This is a genomic window from Clostridium sp. KLE 1755, assembly GCF_000466465.2.
Classification (GTDB): Bacteria; Bacillota; Clostridia; order Lachnospirales; family Lachnospiraceae; genus Eisenbergiella; species Eisenbergiella porci.
The window spans coordinates 10,266-27,456 of sequence record NZ_KE992661.1 but is presented as its reverse complement, the minus strand read 5'-3'; the positions used below and the strand labels follow the sequence as shown (position 1 = coordinate 27,456).

The following is a 17,191-nucleotide window of genomic DNA, read 5'->3' as shown; positions in this document are numbered from 1 at the left end:
CCCTTTCTCAAGCACCAGGTTTCAGTAAAGCATTGTTATCCTCATCTTCTGTCTGCAAAACTTTACTAAGTTCAATCCCTGCAAGAAGTATGATTCCAATACCGTGTGTATCATTTAATGTCCATCCCAAGATATCCCGATAATAATCACTGGTAAAGGAATAAAACGACCCCTGGCATATGCCATATATATTGCCGAATCGATCGATAGAATAGCTTTTTATACCCTCCCAGGCCTTCATTGCTGCCGTCAGAAGTTTTTCTCCCAGTTCCTTATTGACCCACCCAAATCGTACGGCTCTGCAGAAACCATAAATAAACATTGCCGTACAGGAGGTTTCTTCGTAGGATTCAGGCACAGTCAGTACTTGATGCCACAATCCCCTGCTTCCCTGTAAGGATAGGAATCCTTCACATAATACAGAAAGGAATTTCAATATTTCCGGACGAGCTTTATGTCCCTTTGGCAAATACTCCAACAGCTCCGTAATTGAAAATAAGCTCCAGCCATTTCCTCTCCCCCATGGCACATAGGTTGCCGTATCTATATGAAAATCATATACATGGCTCATAACCTTGTATTCCGGTATAAACAGATATTTCTTAAACAGCAGGATCTGTTTTGCGGCATCATCCAGATATTTATTTTCTCCGGTTAATTTTGCATATCTGCATAAAAAAGGAATACTCATATACAGATCATCAACCCACATCGTCGGATGTCCCTCTTTTGCCCGGTAAAAGGCGCCGTCTTCTCTCCGTTCCTGCCCATTGAGCATATAATCGCCAATCCGATCAGCCACTTTTTTTGCTTTATCCTCAACATTGTCACGGTACAATTCAAGCATAGCAGAACCAAAAGAACCACAGTCATCCAGGCAGTCAAGTGTCACAAGTTGATTATTTATCTCCGGATATCCATATTTTTCTGCATCCCATAAGCTGTATTCATGTAATGAAATACATTCCTGCATATGCTTTTCCACATATTTTTCGATATCGGGCCTCTTCAGCACGCGTGATGCCTGTAAAAGCCCATAAAGCGTAACACCAAGAGGATAATTCCATCGTCCAAAACAATCATTTTCCAGATAAGGACGAACAGAAGCACTTTTTCCCGTTTTCCAATAACATTTCTCCTCATCACCATATAAATTATAGAACGTAGGCAATACAAATGCCGGTTTTTCCTTAAAGGGGCCCAGATAAAGATAAGGACCATCACTTCCAGCCACTCCCGGGTTAAATAATTCAAGCAGGCAATTGTCCTCATAAGAAGCAGTAAATTGTATTTTCCATTCCCCATCCTTCGGGCAGCATGAAACCGCCAGAAGATCATGTTCTCCGGCCGCTGCTTCGATCATTTCTGAATCGATTTTCTTTCCGTCCATGTAAAAATCAGCATCAGCTGAATGAATAAATATCTTTTGATTTCCCGGGCGGCTCTGTCTGAGCTTTGTCCATATACATCCCCACTGCCCTTCAGAATGACCTAAGACCTTTTCCAGGGAATCAGGATCCTCAATTCTATCCGTGTGAAGGTCTGGATACCACTTCAGTCCCGTACTGTTTTCCTCTTTTAACAATTTTATCGCTTCAGGATCAATTTCATCTTCCTCAAAAGGTTGGCTGTATATGATACCACCCTGTCCATATCTTTCTTCAAAAGGAGCCAGAAAAGAAATCCAGCGCCAGGAAGGCATTACCGGACTCATTTCACACCCAAATCCTGAAGCAGTTTTTTTACAGCAAATCAGGATGCTGTTCCAGCCCGGATTACATGGGAAATCCAGACAGGTAACCTTTTCCTCATTATTTTCTTCATTCGTTGTGGATTTCCAAAATAAACTGCCGTTAAAATAGATTGCTACTTTGCTATAACATCTGACCAAAACAGAACGGTTTCCTTTATCGAACTGATAAAACTTTGCTGCAATCAGGCTGTTTTGCGTCATTTTCGCTTCCGGCAGCTTCCGATTCAAATCAAATTTATAAATTCCCTCTGCATTCGGTAAAAACGAATCCTCTCTGTAAGACCTGAATCGAAAAGAATTTGCCGGATTCTGTCCGATATATCGCTCTGCAACTGTCGTCAGAATCCCGTTAAGAGAAGCTCCGCTTGCTTTTATGCTTATATTTGGATCAAAATATGTTGTAAGTGTTTTTTCCATATGTTTTCTTTCCATATTTATTATTTTTAATATCACAGTTTATTTTGGGGGAATACATACCTTCCTAATTGCAGGATATCATATGTCTTCCCCCATTTATAACTAATTTAATACAGTCTTTGTCAATAAATAATCTAAACAAATTTTTCTTTCTGTTTAGTAGGTACATACACCAGGTGATATTCACCACCTGCTTCCAGAGACATTCCATCTAAAGCAAAGACAGGATTTAGATTTTTCGCTTTCAACATAAAATCTGTAAATTCCCCATCCTCCTGTTTGCTTCCAGTCATGCAGATAAATGCCGAACACTCACTGACAAATCTGTATTCGCATCCTGACAAAACATCATCAAATGGTTTCCCCTGTACACTGGACCATATTGCCAGGTACCCTTTTCCTTTTCGTCCAAAAAGCCAGTTACCTTCCAATACCTCTTCTTCTAATGAAAAAGATGGCCAATATAAATGTGTAAAATTAACAGGATGACGCTTCTGATCCAGATGATAGATTCCACCAAGTATTCTTCCCTTCTGCATGAGTGCAGGCATCAGCCCATTACCATACCAGTATCCTGGCCGCATTTCACTTTCATCATTGGTTGCACCCGGATGATTGATAAATGCAATACAGTCATTATCCAATGCCGCATACCACATATGCTGCTGATAACCATACAAGCCCGGTTCGAATAAGGTCATACTGGATTTCAGCTCTTCTTCGGAACGTGGACTACTTACTGATGACAATAGATAATTATCTGTTTTTACAAGGCATATTTCAGCATTCCCGGAATTATAAACTGTCGAAACCTGTGACTTCATTAAATCAGTAAGATGATCCGGTATTACAAAATGACTGGTTGCAAAAGGAGCTAACCAGGCGGTGAACATTTGGGGTGCCTCCGGATTGATATAATGGATAATAGCCTGAATCTCCTGTTTATGTGGAATAATTACCTCACGATATACTCGTCCCATAGGCCCGATAGTACTTCCATTCAGAGCATGCCTTGAAAGCTGTTCCAACAGTTTTATCAATAACGCTTCCGCCCGCTTTTGCACTATCTCATCCGCAAAGTCTACCAGTTCAAGTATTGCGGCAGCTGTAACGCACATATAGCCGGCACTTAAAAACTCCTCAAATCCCTTTTTTTCAACAATATCCAGCCATTCACTGCAACGTTTATTCCCCAGTAAATTCATCTCAATTCCAGTACGACCACTTCGGCTGAATATTTCGTTCGGGTATAAAAGCCCTGCAACCATCTGGCAGCCATGAAATAACAAGGTATGGTTTTCACTCCAAAAACACATGCCATCACTGCCCTCTTCATCCATCCAGTAACGGAACCGCAGTACCACCTGCTTCATCCGTTCCTGTAATTCCTGATCTTCCACATCATAGGTCATAAAAAGCCTTAGCAAAGCTGAAAGGGCAAAATCCGAACAATCAGAACATGCGTCAACAAAATCCAAATCATGCAATAAAATCGCTTTGTCATCTTCGGAAATAAAACCTCCGTTCGTTGCCATTCTTGCGAGAACATAATAAACACCTGTATCCATTGGATTATCCGAATCAATTTTCTTTTTTAATTCACCCGTTAACGCAATCACATTTTTTCTATGTTCAGCTATGGTACCCGATACCTTTTGATACACAGGCTTTTCATTTTCCATAATCTCAAAACTTCTGACCAAAGATTGTCCATGTAAAAAAATTATAACTTTTACGCCTTTATAGCCTTCAGCAAAATCATAACTGCTTCCGTTTTCCCAAGGTGCAGATATACAAATTGTATTTTTTCCGGATTTATGTGGCAGTTCCGTATACATTTCTATCGTGCATGGAACAGGAGGAGCAGACTTGGCAAATAATAAATGAGCTTCCTTAAGTTTTAAACTGTCTAACCAGTCTGCGGCTTCCGTCAACTGCCTAATATTTCCGTCCTTATCCGGCAATATATTCTCAATTCCTGAAAGTTCTCCGATTAGCTGCATCCCATAAATATTGCGTGTATCTCTTACCCCAAGATTTTGGCAACGCACAAAAATATCATTAATTCCTTTTTTTAATTTTATAGAGGTCTGAGCTCTTCTCATCGGCTTATAAACTGCAGCTTCATGGGTAAGTACTTTTTCACCATTGACCCATACATCTGTCGCCGGATAACACCACAGACATAACTGCAGTTCACACGCTTCTGAGGATTTTATCTGTGTTGCCCCATAAAATTCCACACGGCAAATCAAGCGATAAAAGTTACTTATATCTACAAATATACCGTTTCCGCCATACCAGTACTTCCAGTTTTGACCAGAACAGGTCTCATCCAAATAAATATTCATCGGAACTGTAAAATTGTCATCAGGGATTGCTTCCCGCATCTTACTTTCAAATTTTTCCTGTATTTCTTCTTCAACAACGATTTCGGGAATATTCAGTTTAGGTCCACATATAAGCCATTTAGTCAAAAAACCATTGCTGTCTGCTAACTTATTTTCCACTGTGCTCCTCCATCAATTTACTTATGCATACTTTCAAAGTATTCGGTTCTTTCCTGAATAATTGTGTCCATTCCAGTATTTTTAAGTTCTTCCATATAGGTATCAAATGTGCTTTCAAATTCTGCCTCAGGACATGTGATACATTTTACAATATATTCATCTCTTATCAGTTTCAGATCGGTTACCAAATCCGTAGTTGAAGGTGAAGTATAGGAGGTTTCATAAATAAGAGTTCCACTTGCAGCATTATGATAATTATTTATTATCTGCTGTTCAAATTCCGGTACCTCTTTTGCCAGGCTAAGAATTGCATCCTCTTCATTATCAAAATACCCTGAATTTCCCACAAGGAAAATATCTGTACGAATCCAATCCTTATCTTCCTGATTATATGCTATATCAATCGCAATCGGCACACCATCTTCAAGTTTATAATGCTCCCCTTCAAAACCATTAAAGAGAACAAATCCTCCTTCTTTCGTACACATCCAGTCAAGGTAAGTCATGCAGGCCTCTACTTTTTCTTCACTCGCTGAAAGAGGACAAAACGCAACTAAACCGCCCTGCTGGTAGGCTGCACTGTACTGTTTACCATCATTTACATTTAGTAAAGACGGGATGGAAACCAATTCTGCAGTCGGAATATTTTCCTTAAGAGTAGAAGTTAATTTATTATTTCCCTCCGCATAGTTCACATTGGATTCGAAACATGCTACAGAACCATTTACTACCTTACTCTTAAAGGTATCCTCATCCAGTGTATAATACTCTTTATCTAAGAGACCTTCGTTATACATTTTATTTACAAAACGATAATAGTCACGGATACCTTCATCATAATAATCCCCTATAGCATCAGCACCAAATCCAACATTCGGATTACCTACATCTGCTTTTACCGGATCATTAACAATTTTGGAAAAAGCCTTCTGAAGATTACGTGGCATCCACAAAATAGCGCCAATTACATCCGTACGCCCATCCGGATTATTCTTTACCATTTGTTCAATTGCATTATATAACTCATCTGTGGTTTTAGGAATATCAAGACCAAGCGCATCCAGCCAATCTTTTCTAATATACATATTTGACATCTGTGTAACAGCACGCTTAGCTACAACACCATAAAGTACATTATCTGGAGTTCTCGCAATATTAATGACATCTTCTCCTAAATACGCCTTCATATTTCTTGCCTGATCTTCGCCATCTATAAATGGTGACAAATCCCAGGTTCCACCCTGTTTATAATATTCTTCAGCATTAGCATAACTATAAGTAACAGTAATATCCGGAGCAGTACCTGATGCCATCATTGTCTGCATTTTAGGAATTTCATCTGATCTCGGAACCGGGACAAATTCTACATTAATTCCAACTTTGTTCATTTCCTGGTTTACATAGTCAACCCATTTGTTATCTGTAATTGTAGAACCGCTTGGAGCATTACTGCGGTCAAAGAGTTCAACGGTAATGGTTATGTTATCAAACATCTTATCCCCATATGTTGTTTTGTACCCCGCCCCTTCCTCAGGTGCATTTACTACCTCCGTTTCAGGACTTACTGAATTAGTTGATTCTTTTGCCTCCTGTTCGATTGTTGTGTTGGAGCCTGAGCATCCTGCAATATTTCCAACAAGTAAAACAGCAGTCATTAATGCAGCAATTCTTCTTTTCAACATCTTACATCCTCCCTAAATAAATTATTAGTTTTTTATAACTACAGCAATTGCTGTTAGTATCATTTTTTCCAGTTTATAATTTCACGCTTCACTACATGCACATTTATCCTTTTACAGAACCTACCATTACTCCTTTGACAAAATATTTCTGAAGCCATGGATAAACCACCAGTATAGGTATCGTTGATACAGCAACTGTAGCCATTTTAAGTGACTGTGCCATTACAGGTGTCCCTGCACCTTCAATGCTCGCTGAAGAATTTAATTCTCCTGCAAAAAGCAATCCACGCAGACGAAGCTGAAGCGTATACTTTTCAGGACTTTGTATATATAACAATGCATCAAAATACGTATTCCAATAGTTTACCGCATAAAATAACCCAATTGTTGCAATGACTGGCAATGACAAAGGGATAATAACCTTATATAAAATATGGAGATCAGATGCTCCGTCTATCCGTGCTGCTTCTTCTAATTCCCGAGGAATTTCCTTAAAAAAAGTTCTCATTACAATAAAGTTAAATACATTAATTGCCTGAGGCACAAACAAGGCAGTCAGCGTATCATAAAGCCCAAGTCCTTTTACCACCATAAATGTAGGTATCATGCCGCCGCCAAAATACATCGTAAACAAAATTAATATTGTAAAAAACTTTCTTCCCGGCAGGTAATCTCTTGATAATGCATATGCTGCAAAAATAGTTAAAATCAAACTTAACAATGTACCAACAACAGTTACTATTACAGTAGCTCTCATGGATAACCAAATTTGTGCCTTCCCTAAAATTTGACGATATGCTTCAAGGTTAAAATCAATTGGAAATATAGTTACCTTTTTTGACAATACAGCATTATACCCGCTCAATGAATATGCGATAACATTTATAAATGGATATACGCAGGCAAAAACCAATAATGTTAGCAAAACATAATTAATTACAGTTCCAATAGATAACTTTTTCTTTTTCATATTTATATGATGCATTGACACCCCTCCTAAATTATTCCATCCTCACCAATTGCTTTAGCGAACCTGTCTGCCAGAACCAGAATAATAATATTTATTAAGGACTGGAAAAGGCCTATCGCAGTTGACTCGCTATATTTTGCATTCTCAATACCAATACGGTATGTATAGGTGCTTATTACTTCCGATGTACCAATAACTTTATTGTTACCAAGCAAAAGGGGGGCATCCAATCCGATTGTCATCATTTTTGATATTTGTAAAATCAACATAGTAACAATTACAGATTTAATTGAAGGTAATGTAATATATATAAGCCTCTGAAATTTTGTCGCCCCATCCAGGCAGGCAGCTTCGTATAATGATTCATCTACGCCAGTAAGCGCTGCCAGGTAAATTATTGTCCCCCATCCGATTTCTTTCCATACATTACATACGATATAGGTAAATATCCACCATTTAGGTTCACTAAGAAACGGTATTGAAGACACTCCCATATTTTGAAGTATCTGATTTATTGTTCCATCCTGCTGAGAAAATAGGTTCGTTGCAATCCCCGCTACTACTACCCAGGAAATAAAGTGCGGCAAATACAAAAGTGATTGAGCAATCTTTTTAAATTTTACACTTAATACTTCATTCAGCATCAATGACACACCTATTGTTAATGGAAAACTAACTGCTAATGTTAAAATATTTAGTACAAGTGTATTTTTAATTGCCAGCCAAAAATTCTTATTTTCAAATATCTTTTTAAAAATACCAAATCCAACCCAAGGACTCCCTGACATTCCTTTATATACGTTATAATCCTGAAATGCCATTGTAACCCCATACATAGGTACATATTTAAATACAATGTAATAAAGAATTACCGGAATCAGCATCATATATAACCATTTACAATTCCATACACGGCTTATTAATTTATGACTGTCCTTTTTTCTCATCTTCTCTCTCCTTATAATTCCAAACGAATCTTTACTTGAATTTATAACTTGTTTGATATCTTTTATTCTACTCCATTTCTGTGGAAATAGTTTGCGTTAACCTAATATAAATCATGCGTCAAACAACCTTATAATTTTTTATTCATTTAGCATATTAGTACTATCAAACATTTTTCATCTGTTATTTTTGTATATTTTGCCATTATTCAAGAAAATAATTTCAGTGTAAAATAAATATCGAGCATATTTTTATATGGAGGTTTATTATGCCGAATTCAGAAAAAAATCTTGATCCTATTACTTCGGATTATTTCGTCTGGTATGCTACTACGCCAACAGACATTCCTATATACCATTACCACAATGCATATGAAATTTTCTTTTTTATAAAGGGGCATGTTCATGTTTGTGTGGAAGAATCACGTTTTGATTTAACCCCTGGCAACATACTCCTTATTCAGCCATGGGAAAATCACCGGGTTGAAAGTTATGGAGGCACCTATTATGAACGTTTTGCAGTGAATGTAAGCTACAATATACTGGACAAGCTTTCTACCCCAAAGACCAATTTGACAGACAGATTGTTTAACCGTCCATTTGGAAGACCCAATATAATTGCTACGAATGAAGAGGAATTAAAAAAATTATCTGAAATTATGCATAATCTTCATAAAGAATACAAAGGCAACGAATATGGTAAAGATATCATGTGCAGTTCTTATATTGCTCAGGCACTTGTATTAATAAACACATGTATGCTGAAACGTGACGCTTTGAAACTCCCAAATACGATGCCTGAACTAGTCGAAAAAACTCTGAACTACATAAATAACCACTTGCCTGACTATATAACTCTTGATGAATTATCTAAGGAATTATATCATAATGGGATCTATATAAGCCGCCGATTTAAGGAAATTACAGGTCTTACAATTAAAGAATACACTCTGAGGAAACGAATAAGTCTGGCGCAGCACTATCTTATAAAGGGATATTCCGTTGCTGATAGTGCACAAAAAGCGGGGTTTGATGATCCGTCTAATTTCACAAGAACCTTCACCAAATATATTGGTATTACGCCAAAGAAATATCAGAAAAGAGCTGAAGAGACAAAGGTAAATACTATTGAGAGATAAAATCATTCACTATTTAATATTATATATTTTCGCTACAGATACAGATTTAAAAAATAGCCTATCTAATAAATAATATTAAGGGATTTTCGCAATAAAATAAGCATATCTTCAAGAAGCCAACGCTTTTCAAAAAAACGCTTTCTGCGGGATACGCTTATTTTCTTTGGTTTTCTTATTCGGATGTGCAAACGCCCTATTCCTTCTTCTTGCCATTAAAATAGTCTTTGACTACAATTAAAATTTCTTTGTAAATATTCAATAATATATTTTAATATTCTGTATGTAACAATTCTTCTTCCGTTTGGCCTTTTTTCGGCAGCCTCCGCCTGCTCAGCCAACTCTGCCTTGTTCTTAGCAGCTATCTGGGATTTTTCTAATCACAAGGTTGTCCCCATTATTTCCCCATACTATCCACATAGTTATCCACATTATCCACCAAAAATTCAAGATGTCGTATAGTAAGGAAACAGCAGCCTATATCTAGTGTCTTTAACATGTGGATAACAGAAAATCAATTTGTCCCCTCATGTCTCGCGGAATAACCACCTCTCAGCGGCATATACTGTAACAATAGATTTACTGGGTGCAGCTTATGTTAAAAGATTTTGTTCACCTCATACAATGTAAGATAAAGAGGCTCCGGGAGGCGGAGGACTTTAAGACCAATCTGCGCAACCAGGTAATTAAATCCGCTCTTTTTCTCCTGGGTGTGGTTGCATTTGTAAAATGCGTTACCACGTTTGTCCCTCAAGCTGTTTCCGTTTCAAGCACCATTAACGGAAGAGAACTCCCAATTTATTGCGTGGAAACTGATGAAAAAAAGGTTGCGCTTTCTTTTGATGCCGCCTGGGGAAACGAAGATACACAAAGGATCTTGGAGATACTGGCCAAACACAATATCCATGTAACCTTTTTTGCAACCGGAGGATGGGTGGAAAGCTATCCAGACGACGTAAAAGCCATCCTTGATGCCGGACACGATTTGGGCAACCACAGCGAAAACCATAAAAATATGAGTCAGCTTTCCAACGATGAAAAAGAACAGGAGATAATGAAAGTACACGATAAGGTAAAAAACCTGACCGGTTATGAAATGTTTCTGTTCCGTCCTCCTTATGGCGATTACGACAACGATGTCATCAAAACAGCCACCAAATGCGGCTACTATCCAATCCAGTGGGATGTGGACTCCCTCGACTGGAAGGATTACGGCGTGGATTCCATCATCAGTACCGTTTGTACCAACAAGCACCTGGGAAACGGCTCCATCATCCTGTGCCATAACGGGGCAAAATACACGGCGGACGCACTGGATACCCTGATTACCAATATAAAAGGGCAGGGCTATGAAATCGTCCCTGTTTCCGAGCTGATTTACCGTGATGGATATCATATGAACGCGGAGGGACGCCAGATAAAGGATAAATAAATATATTCTGAAAACATATTTTCCGCCTCCTCCCCCGGAAACAGGAAGTGCCTGATCCCCGGTTCGTATTCCCGGTATCAGGCACTTCCTTTATTTCTTCAGCTTTTCCTTCATGTCCTTCATAAACTCAGTAAAACCGGGAACCTCCCGCAGGAAATCAAAATCCTGCGCCTCCGGGTTTTCCAAATCCTCAAGTATCCTTGGCATCAGCAGGCTTCCTATATTCCTGCCATTTTCCTTCCGGGGGATCCGGCTGTACAGCGCAGAGCTGTATGGTTCCCATTTTTTCAGCATGGCAGGAAGCATTTTCTCCAGAATTTTCATTCCTGCCGCAGCGTCCTTCTGTGCTGTCGCTATTTCAAAGTCTCCCAGATAAGCGCAGTAATCCCACAAATCAAAAATCCCCGTCATTTCCCGGAGCACCGCCGCCACCTGCTTCGCTTCGTCAATTCTCCCCAGCTTCAGGTCAATATCCAGCAGCGAAAGCAGGGAGGACTGCACGCCGTTTATATCCTTCATCAGTTTCTGCTGTGTCAGAGGAGCCGCTTCTTCCCATCTTTCCTGCGCCGTATAAAGGCTGATTTGCAGTCTGTTTTTGCCGTTGGCCGTTTCCTCCGGCAGCTCCTCCAGCAGTTTTTCCGCCCTTTCATACTCCTGTCTTCCCATATATTTGGAAAAAAGCATGACCTTTGCCTGATTTGCCGTCGGGGCATCGGCGCTCCCTGCCGCCTGGACATACAGGCGTTCCAGTACGTCTTCCGCCTCGTCGCCGTCCGGTTTTCCATAAAAGCAAATCAATCCCTCCAGCGTCAGCGCAGTGCTCAGAACCAACGTATCACAGGAAGGAAATTCCCGCAGCTTCTCCATTGCCAGCGCAAATGCCTTTTGTGTGCCTTCCGTTTCCGCCGCGGCCAATAATTCATTCTGAAATGCCTCAATTTCCTGATCGCTTAACTCCTCCTGAAAGGAAAGCAGCGTATTCAAATCTGTGTCCAACAGCCTTGCCAGCGCGGGAAGCAGCGTAATATCAGGATAAGTTACTCCTTTTTCCCACTTATTCACCGCCGGCGGCGATACTCCCAGACGGGATGCCGCCTGCTCCTGGGTCAGTCCCTTTGCCAACCGCTTTTCCCTGATAATCTCATTTATTTTCATGGACGCCTCCTTCTTCCTGCTGCTTTGTCACCTCCAATTATAGCTGTCCTGCCGCACGGAAACAATTGAAGCGTTATTTATTTAAACGACATAAAATTAACCGCCGGTTAATCTCCTGGTAAATGGTTGGCCTTGTAAATGGTTGGTTATTCTGTCATTTAATCCGCCGCTCTCATTCTCCCCATTCTCCGGCCAGCTCTCCGGCATATTTTTGCAGGTAATCGGCAAAACTGCGTACCAGAGACGACCCGGGGCTGTTTTTCCTCCATATGAGCAGATCCAGATTGTATACTCTGGACATGGAGGCCGTGCGCTGAATCATGCCCGCATCCTCCAGAATATCCGCAGGGACGGGGGATGCCCACATATAGGAGCCCGGCAGCGTTTTCAGCAGATCGATCTGGCTTCCCTGTCATACACATAAATCCTCCGGGGCGGCGTGTCCTGCAGGGTTGGATCGATACGGGCCATTGTCAGGGATGGATTCCTGTGATCTCCGTGCACCACCTCCGTAAAAGGGCGCAGCATATCCGGCGTAATATCCGGCGCATCTGCCAGCGGATGATCCTTACGCATGACCAGCAGCAGTTTAAACTGCATCAGAAGGGTTTCGCACAGATTTTTATTGGCCAGCAGCTGTTTATAATAGCTTTCATAAAAAGCGGGAATCCGTATCACGCCCAGATCACTCTCCGCACGGAAAACCTGATCGATCACCTTCTCCGTATTTGTCTCACAGAAATGCAGCGACAGCGGCTGCTCCGGACGGATCCTGGCATTCATCCACTGCGACAGCGCCTGGGTGCAGTAGGAAGCGCGGGAAACGGAAATCCCCAGGGAAGCAGGGACCTCCGCCGGCCTGCTTCCAATGTTCTCCAGCATTTCCACCTGAGCCATTATATTGGCGGCATAAGAAATAAACGCCTCTCCCTGAGGCGTCAGCTCCACCCCGCCGGGCGTACGCTCAAAAATTTTAATATGCAGCTCATTTTCCAGGCTCTTTAAAGCGCTGCTCAGATTGGGCTGCGCGCAGAACAGCGCATGGGACGCCTTAGTAATAGAGCCCTCCTTATAAATGGCAAGTACATATTTTAACTGCTGAAGGTTCATCCTTCCCTCCCTGCCGCGCCGGTATCCGCCGCCGCATTCCTTATCATTTATCTGTTCCCTCCATATGGGCTGCCGGTTCTGCCTCAGCCTTGTGCCCTGCCGCGCCGTGTCTCTTCCCGGACAGCAGCCCCCTGGCCCATATTCTTTTTATATATCCTGATAGCAATTTTATATGATACGTTCCCGGGTTGCAAGCGTTACAATAATTACAGGAAAAAATTATTAATATCACGAAAGGATGTGTATGTATATGGCTTTAAAGGTTGCTGTTTTAGGCGGTGGGAATGGAGGTCATGCCGCGGCTGCGGACTTGACGAACCGCGGCTTCTGCGTACATATGTATGAGGATGCCCGTTTTGCCGGTAATTTGCAGAAGGTATTTGAAACACATGAAATCACCATGGCCGGCGCTGCCGGAAATGCCGTGGTAAAAATCGATATGGTGACCTCCGTTCTGAAGGAGGCCGTGGAGGATGTGGAATTTATTTTCGTGGCGGTTCCCGCCTTCGCCCATGATGTTTATGCGGATAAGCTCTCAGACATCGTAAAACCGGGGCAGACCGTGGTTGTCCTTCCCGGCACCTTCGACAGTCTTATCTTCTGGAAAAAATTCCAGGAAAAAGGGGTAAAGGATGTGGTTGTCGCTGAAACAAACACGCTTCCTTATGCAACACGGCTGCAGGGCCCCGGAAGCACTTTGATCATGAGCCTGTTCAATCCCCTGAAATTAGGCGTCATGCCGGCGTGCAAAACGCAGGAAACCCTGGAAAAGCTCCGTCCCTTCTATCCTGCGCTGGAAGCGGTTGAAAGCGTTATCGCCTGCGGTCTTTCCAGCCTGAATCCGATCATCCACGTTCCCGGCTGCATTCTGAACGCCGGACGGATTGAATATGCTAAGGGAGAATTTTTCTTCTATACGGAGGGCTTTACCCCCTGCGTGGCCCGTACCACGGAAGCAATCGACAAAGAACGTATCGCACTGCTTGACAGCTTCGGCTATGCAAGCGACATTGTTGCCCACGGTGTGGGCGGCTCGGTTGTCACGGACGATATTGGAGAAGCGATTGCCAGCGACCCTAATTTTGCAAAAATAAAAGGGCCTGCCGATACAGGCAACCGCTATTACGCTGAGGATATCCCCTACGGCCTTGCCCCTTGGGCCAAGCTGGCGCATGCCATGGGAGTCGGCGTGCCGGTCATTGATTCCATGATCACAATCGGCTCCGCCCTGTTAGGCTATGACTGCTGGGAAAAGGGCCATTCCCTTCAGGATCTGGGAATCGAAGGCATGACAAAGGAACGTTTGAAGGAATATCTGGAAACAGGCTGTTAATTTTTTTATCGGAAGGAGTTTAAACATGGCATTTCATTCTATCAAGCCCGCGGGGCTGACGGAAAATATATTTGATTTAATCGGTAAGGACTGGTTCCTGATGTCCGCCGAAAAGGAAGGACGCGTCAATCCCATGACGGTCGCCTGGGCGACCATGGGAATTTTATGGCAGAAACCCGTGGTTATGTGCGCGGTGCGCCCGGAACGCTTCACCAGGGAATTCCTGGATGTGGCGGAGGGCTTTTCCCTCACCGTATTTGACAACAGCTACCGGAAAATGCTGGGCTATTGCGGAACCGTTTCCGGCAGGGAGCAGGATAAGGTGGAAAAAGCCGGGCTCACCGTGGCTCATGCTGGAGACATCCCTTATTTTGAAGAGTGCCGCATGGCGCTTGTGTGCAGAAAGCTTTGCGTGACTCCGCTGAAGGAGGAGGATTTCCTCGGTGATGAAGCCTTCACCCAAAAATGGTACGGCGGTGAAAACCATGCTGACGGCACCGGCGGCGGATACCACCTTCTGTACATCGCGGAAATTACAGATATTCTTGTAAAAGACTAACGGAAAGGCACAAAGAAGGAAGAAGCCCTTCCTGTTCTGTCACTGTTTGTGTACAGAAGGAAGGGCTTCTTTTTGCTGCGTATTATTTTTCAGCGTTTCTATTCTTCACTCACGTATTTTTCAACGCGGAGCACCTGCGCAGTTCCGTCATCCAGATTTCCTGTATAATAGACAAATATTTTATCATTCACCTGCAGTCCGGCAGCGTCCGTCTGAAAGGTATAGGAATTTCCCTCCATATCAGATACATTCAGCATCCCGTCTCCCGCTTCATTGACAATACAACTGCTCTTCCCCATTTATTGCATCTCCGCCCTGGCTTGCGGCATCCTGTGCTTCAGATTCATAGCCTGCGGTTTGTGCACTGCTTTCCTTCTGCCCCGCCTGGTTTCCTCCGCAGGCCGTAATGCTCAGTACGCTGATAATTCCTATTGCAAGTATCCAGTTTCTTTTCATAATTTTTCCATAACTGTTCCGTTCCTTCACAGTTATGTTTCTCCTTTCGCTTTCTGTTTACTTTTTCTTTCACTCTATAGATTATGCCGGGGAGAAAAAAGTTTGGACGATAAACATTTTTTTCTCTTTGAGGCCCATTTCATCTGCTTTTGTAAAAACTTCAGGATGTTTTTTGGGAAAATCCCATGGACGGCTGGTTTTTATTGATGTAGAATAAATAGATAGATGCCCGCTTTCCGGTTCTTTGATCACAAAGCGGCTGTCCGTCAGATAATATAATGAACCCCAAACAGCAAACGAGGCTTTTATGGAAAACAAAAAAGAGAACCACACATATCTGGAAATTAACGGAGATTACCGAATGCGGGAGCTGGACAAAAGTGATCTGGAACAGTTCAATGCCCTGCTCCAGTACGCATTCCAGGTCACATCCTATGAACTCCTGCAGACCGGCTGGGAGCAGGAGGAAATCAAATACGCCAAACGTCCCATTCTGGAAGAGGCCTATGTGCTCGGATGGTTTTACAAGGAAAAGCTGGCTTCCATGATCGTCGTTTATTCCATGAAGGTAAATATTCACGACAACATCATGGATATGGGCGGCATTACAGGTGTTGCCACCTACCCCGAATATACGGGAAAAGGGCTCATCCACTCCCTCATGAAACGGGTTGTTAACTACATGCATGAACAGGAATTCCCGATTTCATTCCTGTATCCCTATTCCATTCCCTTTTACAGGAAAATGGGCTGGGAAATCGTCTCCGATAAGCTCACCTTCACAGTAAAGGACACCCAGCTTCCCAAGGCCAGGCCGGTGACCGGCATGGTGGAGCGTGTCAGCCTGGATTCCGAGGACTATCATAACGTCCATTCTTATTTTGCCCTGCAGCATCACGGCGCACTGATCCGGGACAACCTGGCCTGGGATGAATACTGGCGCTGGGAAAATGACGATATGATCGCTGCCGTCTATTACAATAAAGATCATAAGCCGCTTGGCTATGTGGTTTACTATATCGCTAATGAAATCTTCCATATCAAAGAAATGGTTTATCTGAATATTGAGGCCAATTACGGGCTTTGGAACTATATCAGCGCTCATTTTTCCATGATCACACAGGTACAGGGCGACAATTATTCCGGAGAGCCCATGGCCTATTTATTTGAAGACAGTGAAATTACGGAGACTATCTCCCCCTATATCATGGCCAGAATTATTGATGTGCATGACTTCCTGTTGGAATATCCTTATCAGATTCAGCCTGAGGATTTCAAAATTCATTTCCGTGTTATCGATGAGCTGGCGCCCTGGAATGCCGGTGACTTTATGGTTTCCTGGCATGATGGGGAAACTATCTGTGAGCAGGTGGAGGACAACCAGTCCATCAACGTGGTGGAACTGTCCATAAATACGCTGACCACCATGCTTATGGGCTATAAGCGGCCCACTTATCTATATGATCATGAGAAAATCCAGACTGAGTACTATATGCTCACATGGCTGGAGCGGCTGATTCCGGTAGAGAAGCCTTACTTTTCCGATTACTTTTAGAGGGGTGTGGGCCCCGTGCCGTTCCGGGATGTCGGGCGGTATATGGGATGAGGGCCGGGGGGAGGGAGTCCCTATTCTGCGCAGTCAGACGCAAAAATGGGGTATTTCCAGCAGCTTCCCTTTTCCCTTCTGCTGTCAGCGTGGCTGAACTCCTCGCTGGCGACTATTGTCGCGGCTCC

At 42.5% G+C, this 17,191-nt stretch carries 16 protein-coding genes; 5 read left to right on the top strand and 11 right to left on the bottom strand.

Features of this window, described 5'->3' with window-relative positions:
* Positions 1-7: 7 nt before the first annotated feature.
* From HMPREF1548_RS03820 to HMPREF1548_RS03800, 5 genes are all read right to left on the bottom strand, one after another.
* Positions 8-2,170: a glycoside hydrolase family 88/105 protein gene (locus tag HMPREF1548_RS03820; RefSeq protein ID WP_198168609.1), complete on the bottom strand. Its 2,163-nt coding sequence runs from the start codon at positions 2,168-2,170 to the stop codon at positions 8-10.
* 134 nt (positions 2,171-2,304) lie between these two features.
* A complete protein-coding gene (locus tag HMPREF1548_RS03815) occupies positions 2,305-4,680 on the bottom strand; it encodes a hypothetical protein (protein ID WP_021634447.1) in 2,376 nt (791 codons plus the stop codon).
* A gap of 17 nt (positions 4,681-4,697) precedes the next feature.
* Positions 4,698-6,362, bottom strand: coding sequence for an extracellular solute-binding protein (locus HMPREF1548_RS03810; RefSeq protein WP_021634446.1), 1,665 nt, complete (start codon positions 6,360-6,362; stop codon positions 4,698-4,700).
* Positions 6,363-6,465: 103 nt separating this feature from the next.
* Positions 6,466-7,347 (bottom strand): carbohydrate ABC transporter permease, encoded by an 882-nt coding sequence (locus HMPREF1548_RS03805; RefSeq protein ID WP_021634445.1) that lies wholly within the window; start codon positions 7,345-7,347, stop codon positions 6,466-6,468.
* Positions 7,348-7,358: 11 nt separating this feature from the next.
* A complete protein-coding gene (locus HMPREF1548_RS03800) occupies positions 7,359-8,279 on the bottom strand; it encodes an ABC transporter permease (RefSeq protein WP_035320936.1) in 921 nt (306 codons plus the stop codon).
* 266 nt (positions 8,280-8,545) lie between these two features.
* Here HMPREF1548_RS03800 and HMPREF1548_RS03795 point away from each other — a divergent pair, with 266 nt between their 5' ends.
* Together HMPREF1548_RS03795 and HMPREF1548_RS03790 are read left to right on the top strand one after the other, a co-directional pair.
* On the top strand, positions 8,546-9,415 hold the full coding sequence (locus HMPREF1548_RS03795; protein WP_021634443.1) for a helix-turn-helix domain-containing protein: 870 nt from the start codon (positions 8,546-8,548) through the stop codon (positions 9,413-9,415).
* 592 nt (positions 9,416-10,007) lie between these two features.
* Entirely contained in the window at positions 10,008-10,844 is an 837-nt protein-coding gene (locus HMPREF1548_RS03790) for a polysaccharide deacetylase family protein (protein ID WP_021634440.1), read from the top strand.
* Between the two features lie 90 nt (positions 10,845-10,934).
* Here the strand turns inward: HMPREF1548_RS03790 and HMPREF1548_RS03785 are convergent, their stop codons facing one another.
* From HMPREF1548_RS03785 to HMPREF1548_RS03775, 3 genes are all read right to left on the bottom strand, one after another.
* A complete protein-coding gene (locus HMPREF1548_RS03785; protein WP_021634439.1) occupies positions 10,935-11,999 on the bottom strand; it encodes a helix-turn-helix domain-containing protein in 1,065 nt (354 codons plus the stop codon).
* Positions 12,000-12,171: 172 nt separating this feature from the next.
* A complete protein-coding gene (locus HMPREF1548_RS03780; protein ID WP_157065629.1) occupies positions 12,172-12,321 on the bottom strand; it encodes a hypothetical protein in 150 nt (49 codons plus the stop codon).
* A 65-nt stretch (positions 12,322-12,386) separates the two neighbouring features.
* Complete coding sequence (locus tag HMPREF1548_RS03775; protein WP_021634437.1) at positions 12,387-13,109, bottom strand: LysR family transcriptional regulator; 723 nt, start codon at positions 13,107-13,109, stop codon at positions 12,387-12,389.
* 250 nt (positions 13,110-13,359) lie between these two features.
* On the opposite strand from HMPREF1548_RS03775, the gene HMPREF1548_RS03770 reads away from it, so the two are divergent.
* Both HMPREF1548_RS03770 and HMPREF1548_RS03765 read left to right on the top strand, forming a co-directional pair.
* Complete coding sequence (locus HMPREF1548_RS03770; protein WP_035320965.1) at positions 13,360-14,442, top strand: NAD/NADP octopine/nopaline dehydrogenase family protein; 1,083 nt, start codon at positions 13,360-13,362, stop codon at positions 14,440-14,442.
* A gap of 25 nt (positions 14,443-14,467) precedes the next feature.
* On the top strand, positions 14,468-15,001 hold the full coding sequence (locus HMPREF1548_RS03765; protein ID WP_021634434.1) for a flavin reductase family protein: 534 nt from the start codon (positions 14,468-14,470) through the stop codon (positions 14,999-15,001).
* Between the two features lie 98 nt (positions 15,002-15,099).
* Here HMPREF1548_RS03765 and HMPREF1548_RS03760 read toward each other — a convergent pair whose 3' ends face one another.
* From HMPREF1548_RS03760 to HMPREF1548_RS29340, 3 genes are read right to left on the bottom strand one after another with little or no spacing between them, the layout of a single operon-like run.
* Positions 15,100-15,300 carry a hypothetical protein gene (locus HMPREF1548_RS03760; protein ID WP_055725858.1) on the bottom strand — a complete coding sequence of 67 codons (201 nt, stop codon included), beginning with the start codon at positions 15,298-15,300 and terminating at the stop codon, positions 15,100-15,102.
* On the bottom strand, positions 15,272-15,487 hold the full coding sequence (locus HMPREF1548_RS03755) for a hypothetical protein (protein WP_035320934.1): 216 nt from the start codon (positions 15,485-15,487) through the stop codon (positions 15,272-15,274). Before HMPREF1548_RS03755 ends, HMPREF1548_RS03760 begins: the two co-directional genes overlap by 29 nt.
* Before the next feature lie 51 nt (positions 15,488-15,538).
* Entirely contained in the window at positions 15,539-15,775 is a 237-nt protein-coding gene (locus tag HMPREF1548_RS29340) for a hypothetical protein (protein WP_157065628.1), read from the bottom strand.
* Here HMPREF1548_RS29340 and HMPREF1548_RS03750 point away from each other — a divergent pair.
* The gene (locus tag HMPREF1548_RS03750; RefSeq protein ID WP_021634430.1) at positions 15,765-17,012 is read left to right on the top strand and encodes a GNAT family N-acetyltransferase; all 1,248 of its coding nucleotides are present in this window, start codon (positions 15,765-15,767) and stop codon (positions 17,010-17,012) included. The two genes, HMPREF1548_RS29340 and HMPREF1548_RS03750, sit on opposite strands and share 11 nt — an antisense overlap.
* Positions 17,013-17,191: the final 179 nt, after the last annotated feature.

Bases quoted from the DNA above. Each gene is read 5' to 3' on its own strand.
- HMPREF1548_RS03820 (WP_198168609.1), bottom strand. From the start codon at position 2,170: ATGGAAAAAACACTTACAACATATTTTGATCCAAATATAAGCATAAAA.
- HMPREF1548_RS03810 (WP_021634446.1), bottom strand. From the start codon at position 6,362: ATGTTGAAAAGAAGAATTGCTGCATTAATGACTGCTGTTTTACTTGTT.
- HMPREF1548_RS03805 (WP_021634445.1), bottom strand. From the start codon at position 7,347: ATGCATCATATAAATATGAAAAAGAAAAAGTTATCTATTGGAACTGTA.
- HMPREF1548_RS03800 (WP_035320936.1), bottom strand. From the start codon at position 8,279: ATGAGAAAAAAGGACAGTCATAAATTAATAAGCCGTGTATGGAATTGT.
- HMPREF1548_RS03795 (WP_021634443.1), top strand. From the start codon at position 8,546: ATGCCGAATTCAGAAAAAAATCTTGATCCTATTACTTCGGATTATTTC.
- HMPREF1548_RS03790 (WP_021634440.1), top strand. From the start codon at position 10,008: ATGTTAAAAGATTTTGTTCACCTCATACAATGTAAGATAAAGAGGCTC.
- HMPREF1548_RS03785 (WP_021634439.1), bottom strand. From the start codon at position 11,999: ATGAAAATAAATGAGATTATCAGGGAAAAGCGGTTGGCAAAGGGACTG.
- HMPREF1548_RS03780 (WP_157065629.1), bottom strand. From the start codon at position 12,321: ATGATTCAGCGCACGGCCTCCATGTCCAGAGTATACAATCTGGATCTG.
- HMPREF1548_RS03775 (WP_021634437.1), bottom strand. From the start codon at position 13,109: ATGAACCTTCAGCAGTTAAAATATGTACTTGCCATTTATAAGGAGGGC.
- HMPREF1548_RS03770 (WP_035320965.1), top strand. From the start codon at position 13,360: ATGGCTTTAAAGGTTGCTGTTTTAGGCGGTGGGAATGGAGGTCATGCC.
- HMPREF1548_RS03765 (WP_021634434.1), top strand. From the start codon at position 14,468: ATGGCATTTCATTCTATCAAGCCCGCGGGGCTGACGGAAAATATATTT.
- HMPREF1548_RS03760 (WP_055725858.1), bottom strand. From the start codon at position 15,300: ATGGGGAAGAGCAGTTGTATTGTCAATGAAGCGGGAGACGGGATGCTG.
- HMPREF1548_RS03750 (WP_021634430.1), top strand. From the start codon at position 15,765: ATGGAAAACAAAAAAGAGAACCACACATATCTGGAAATTAACGGAGAT.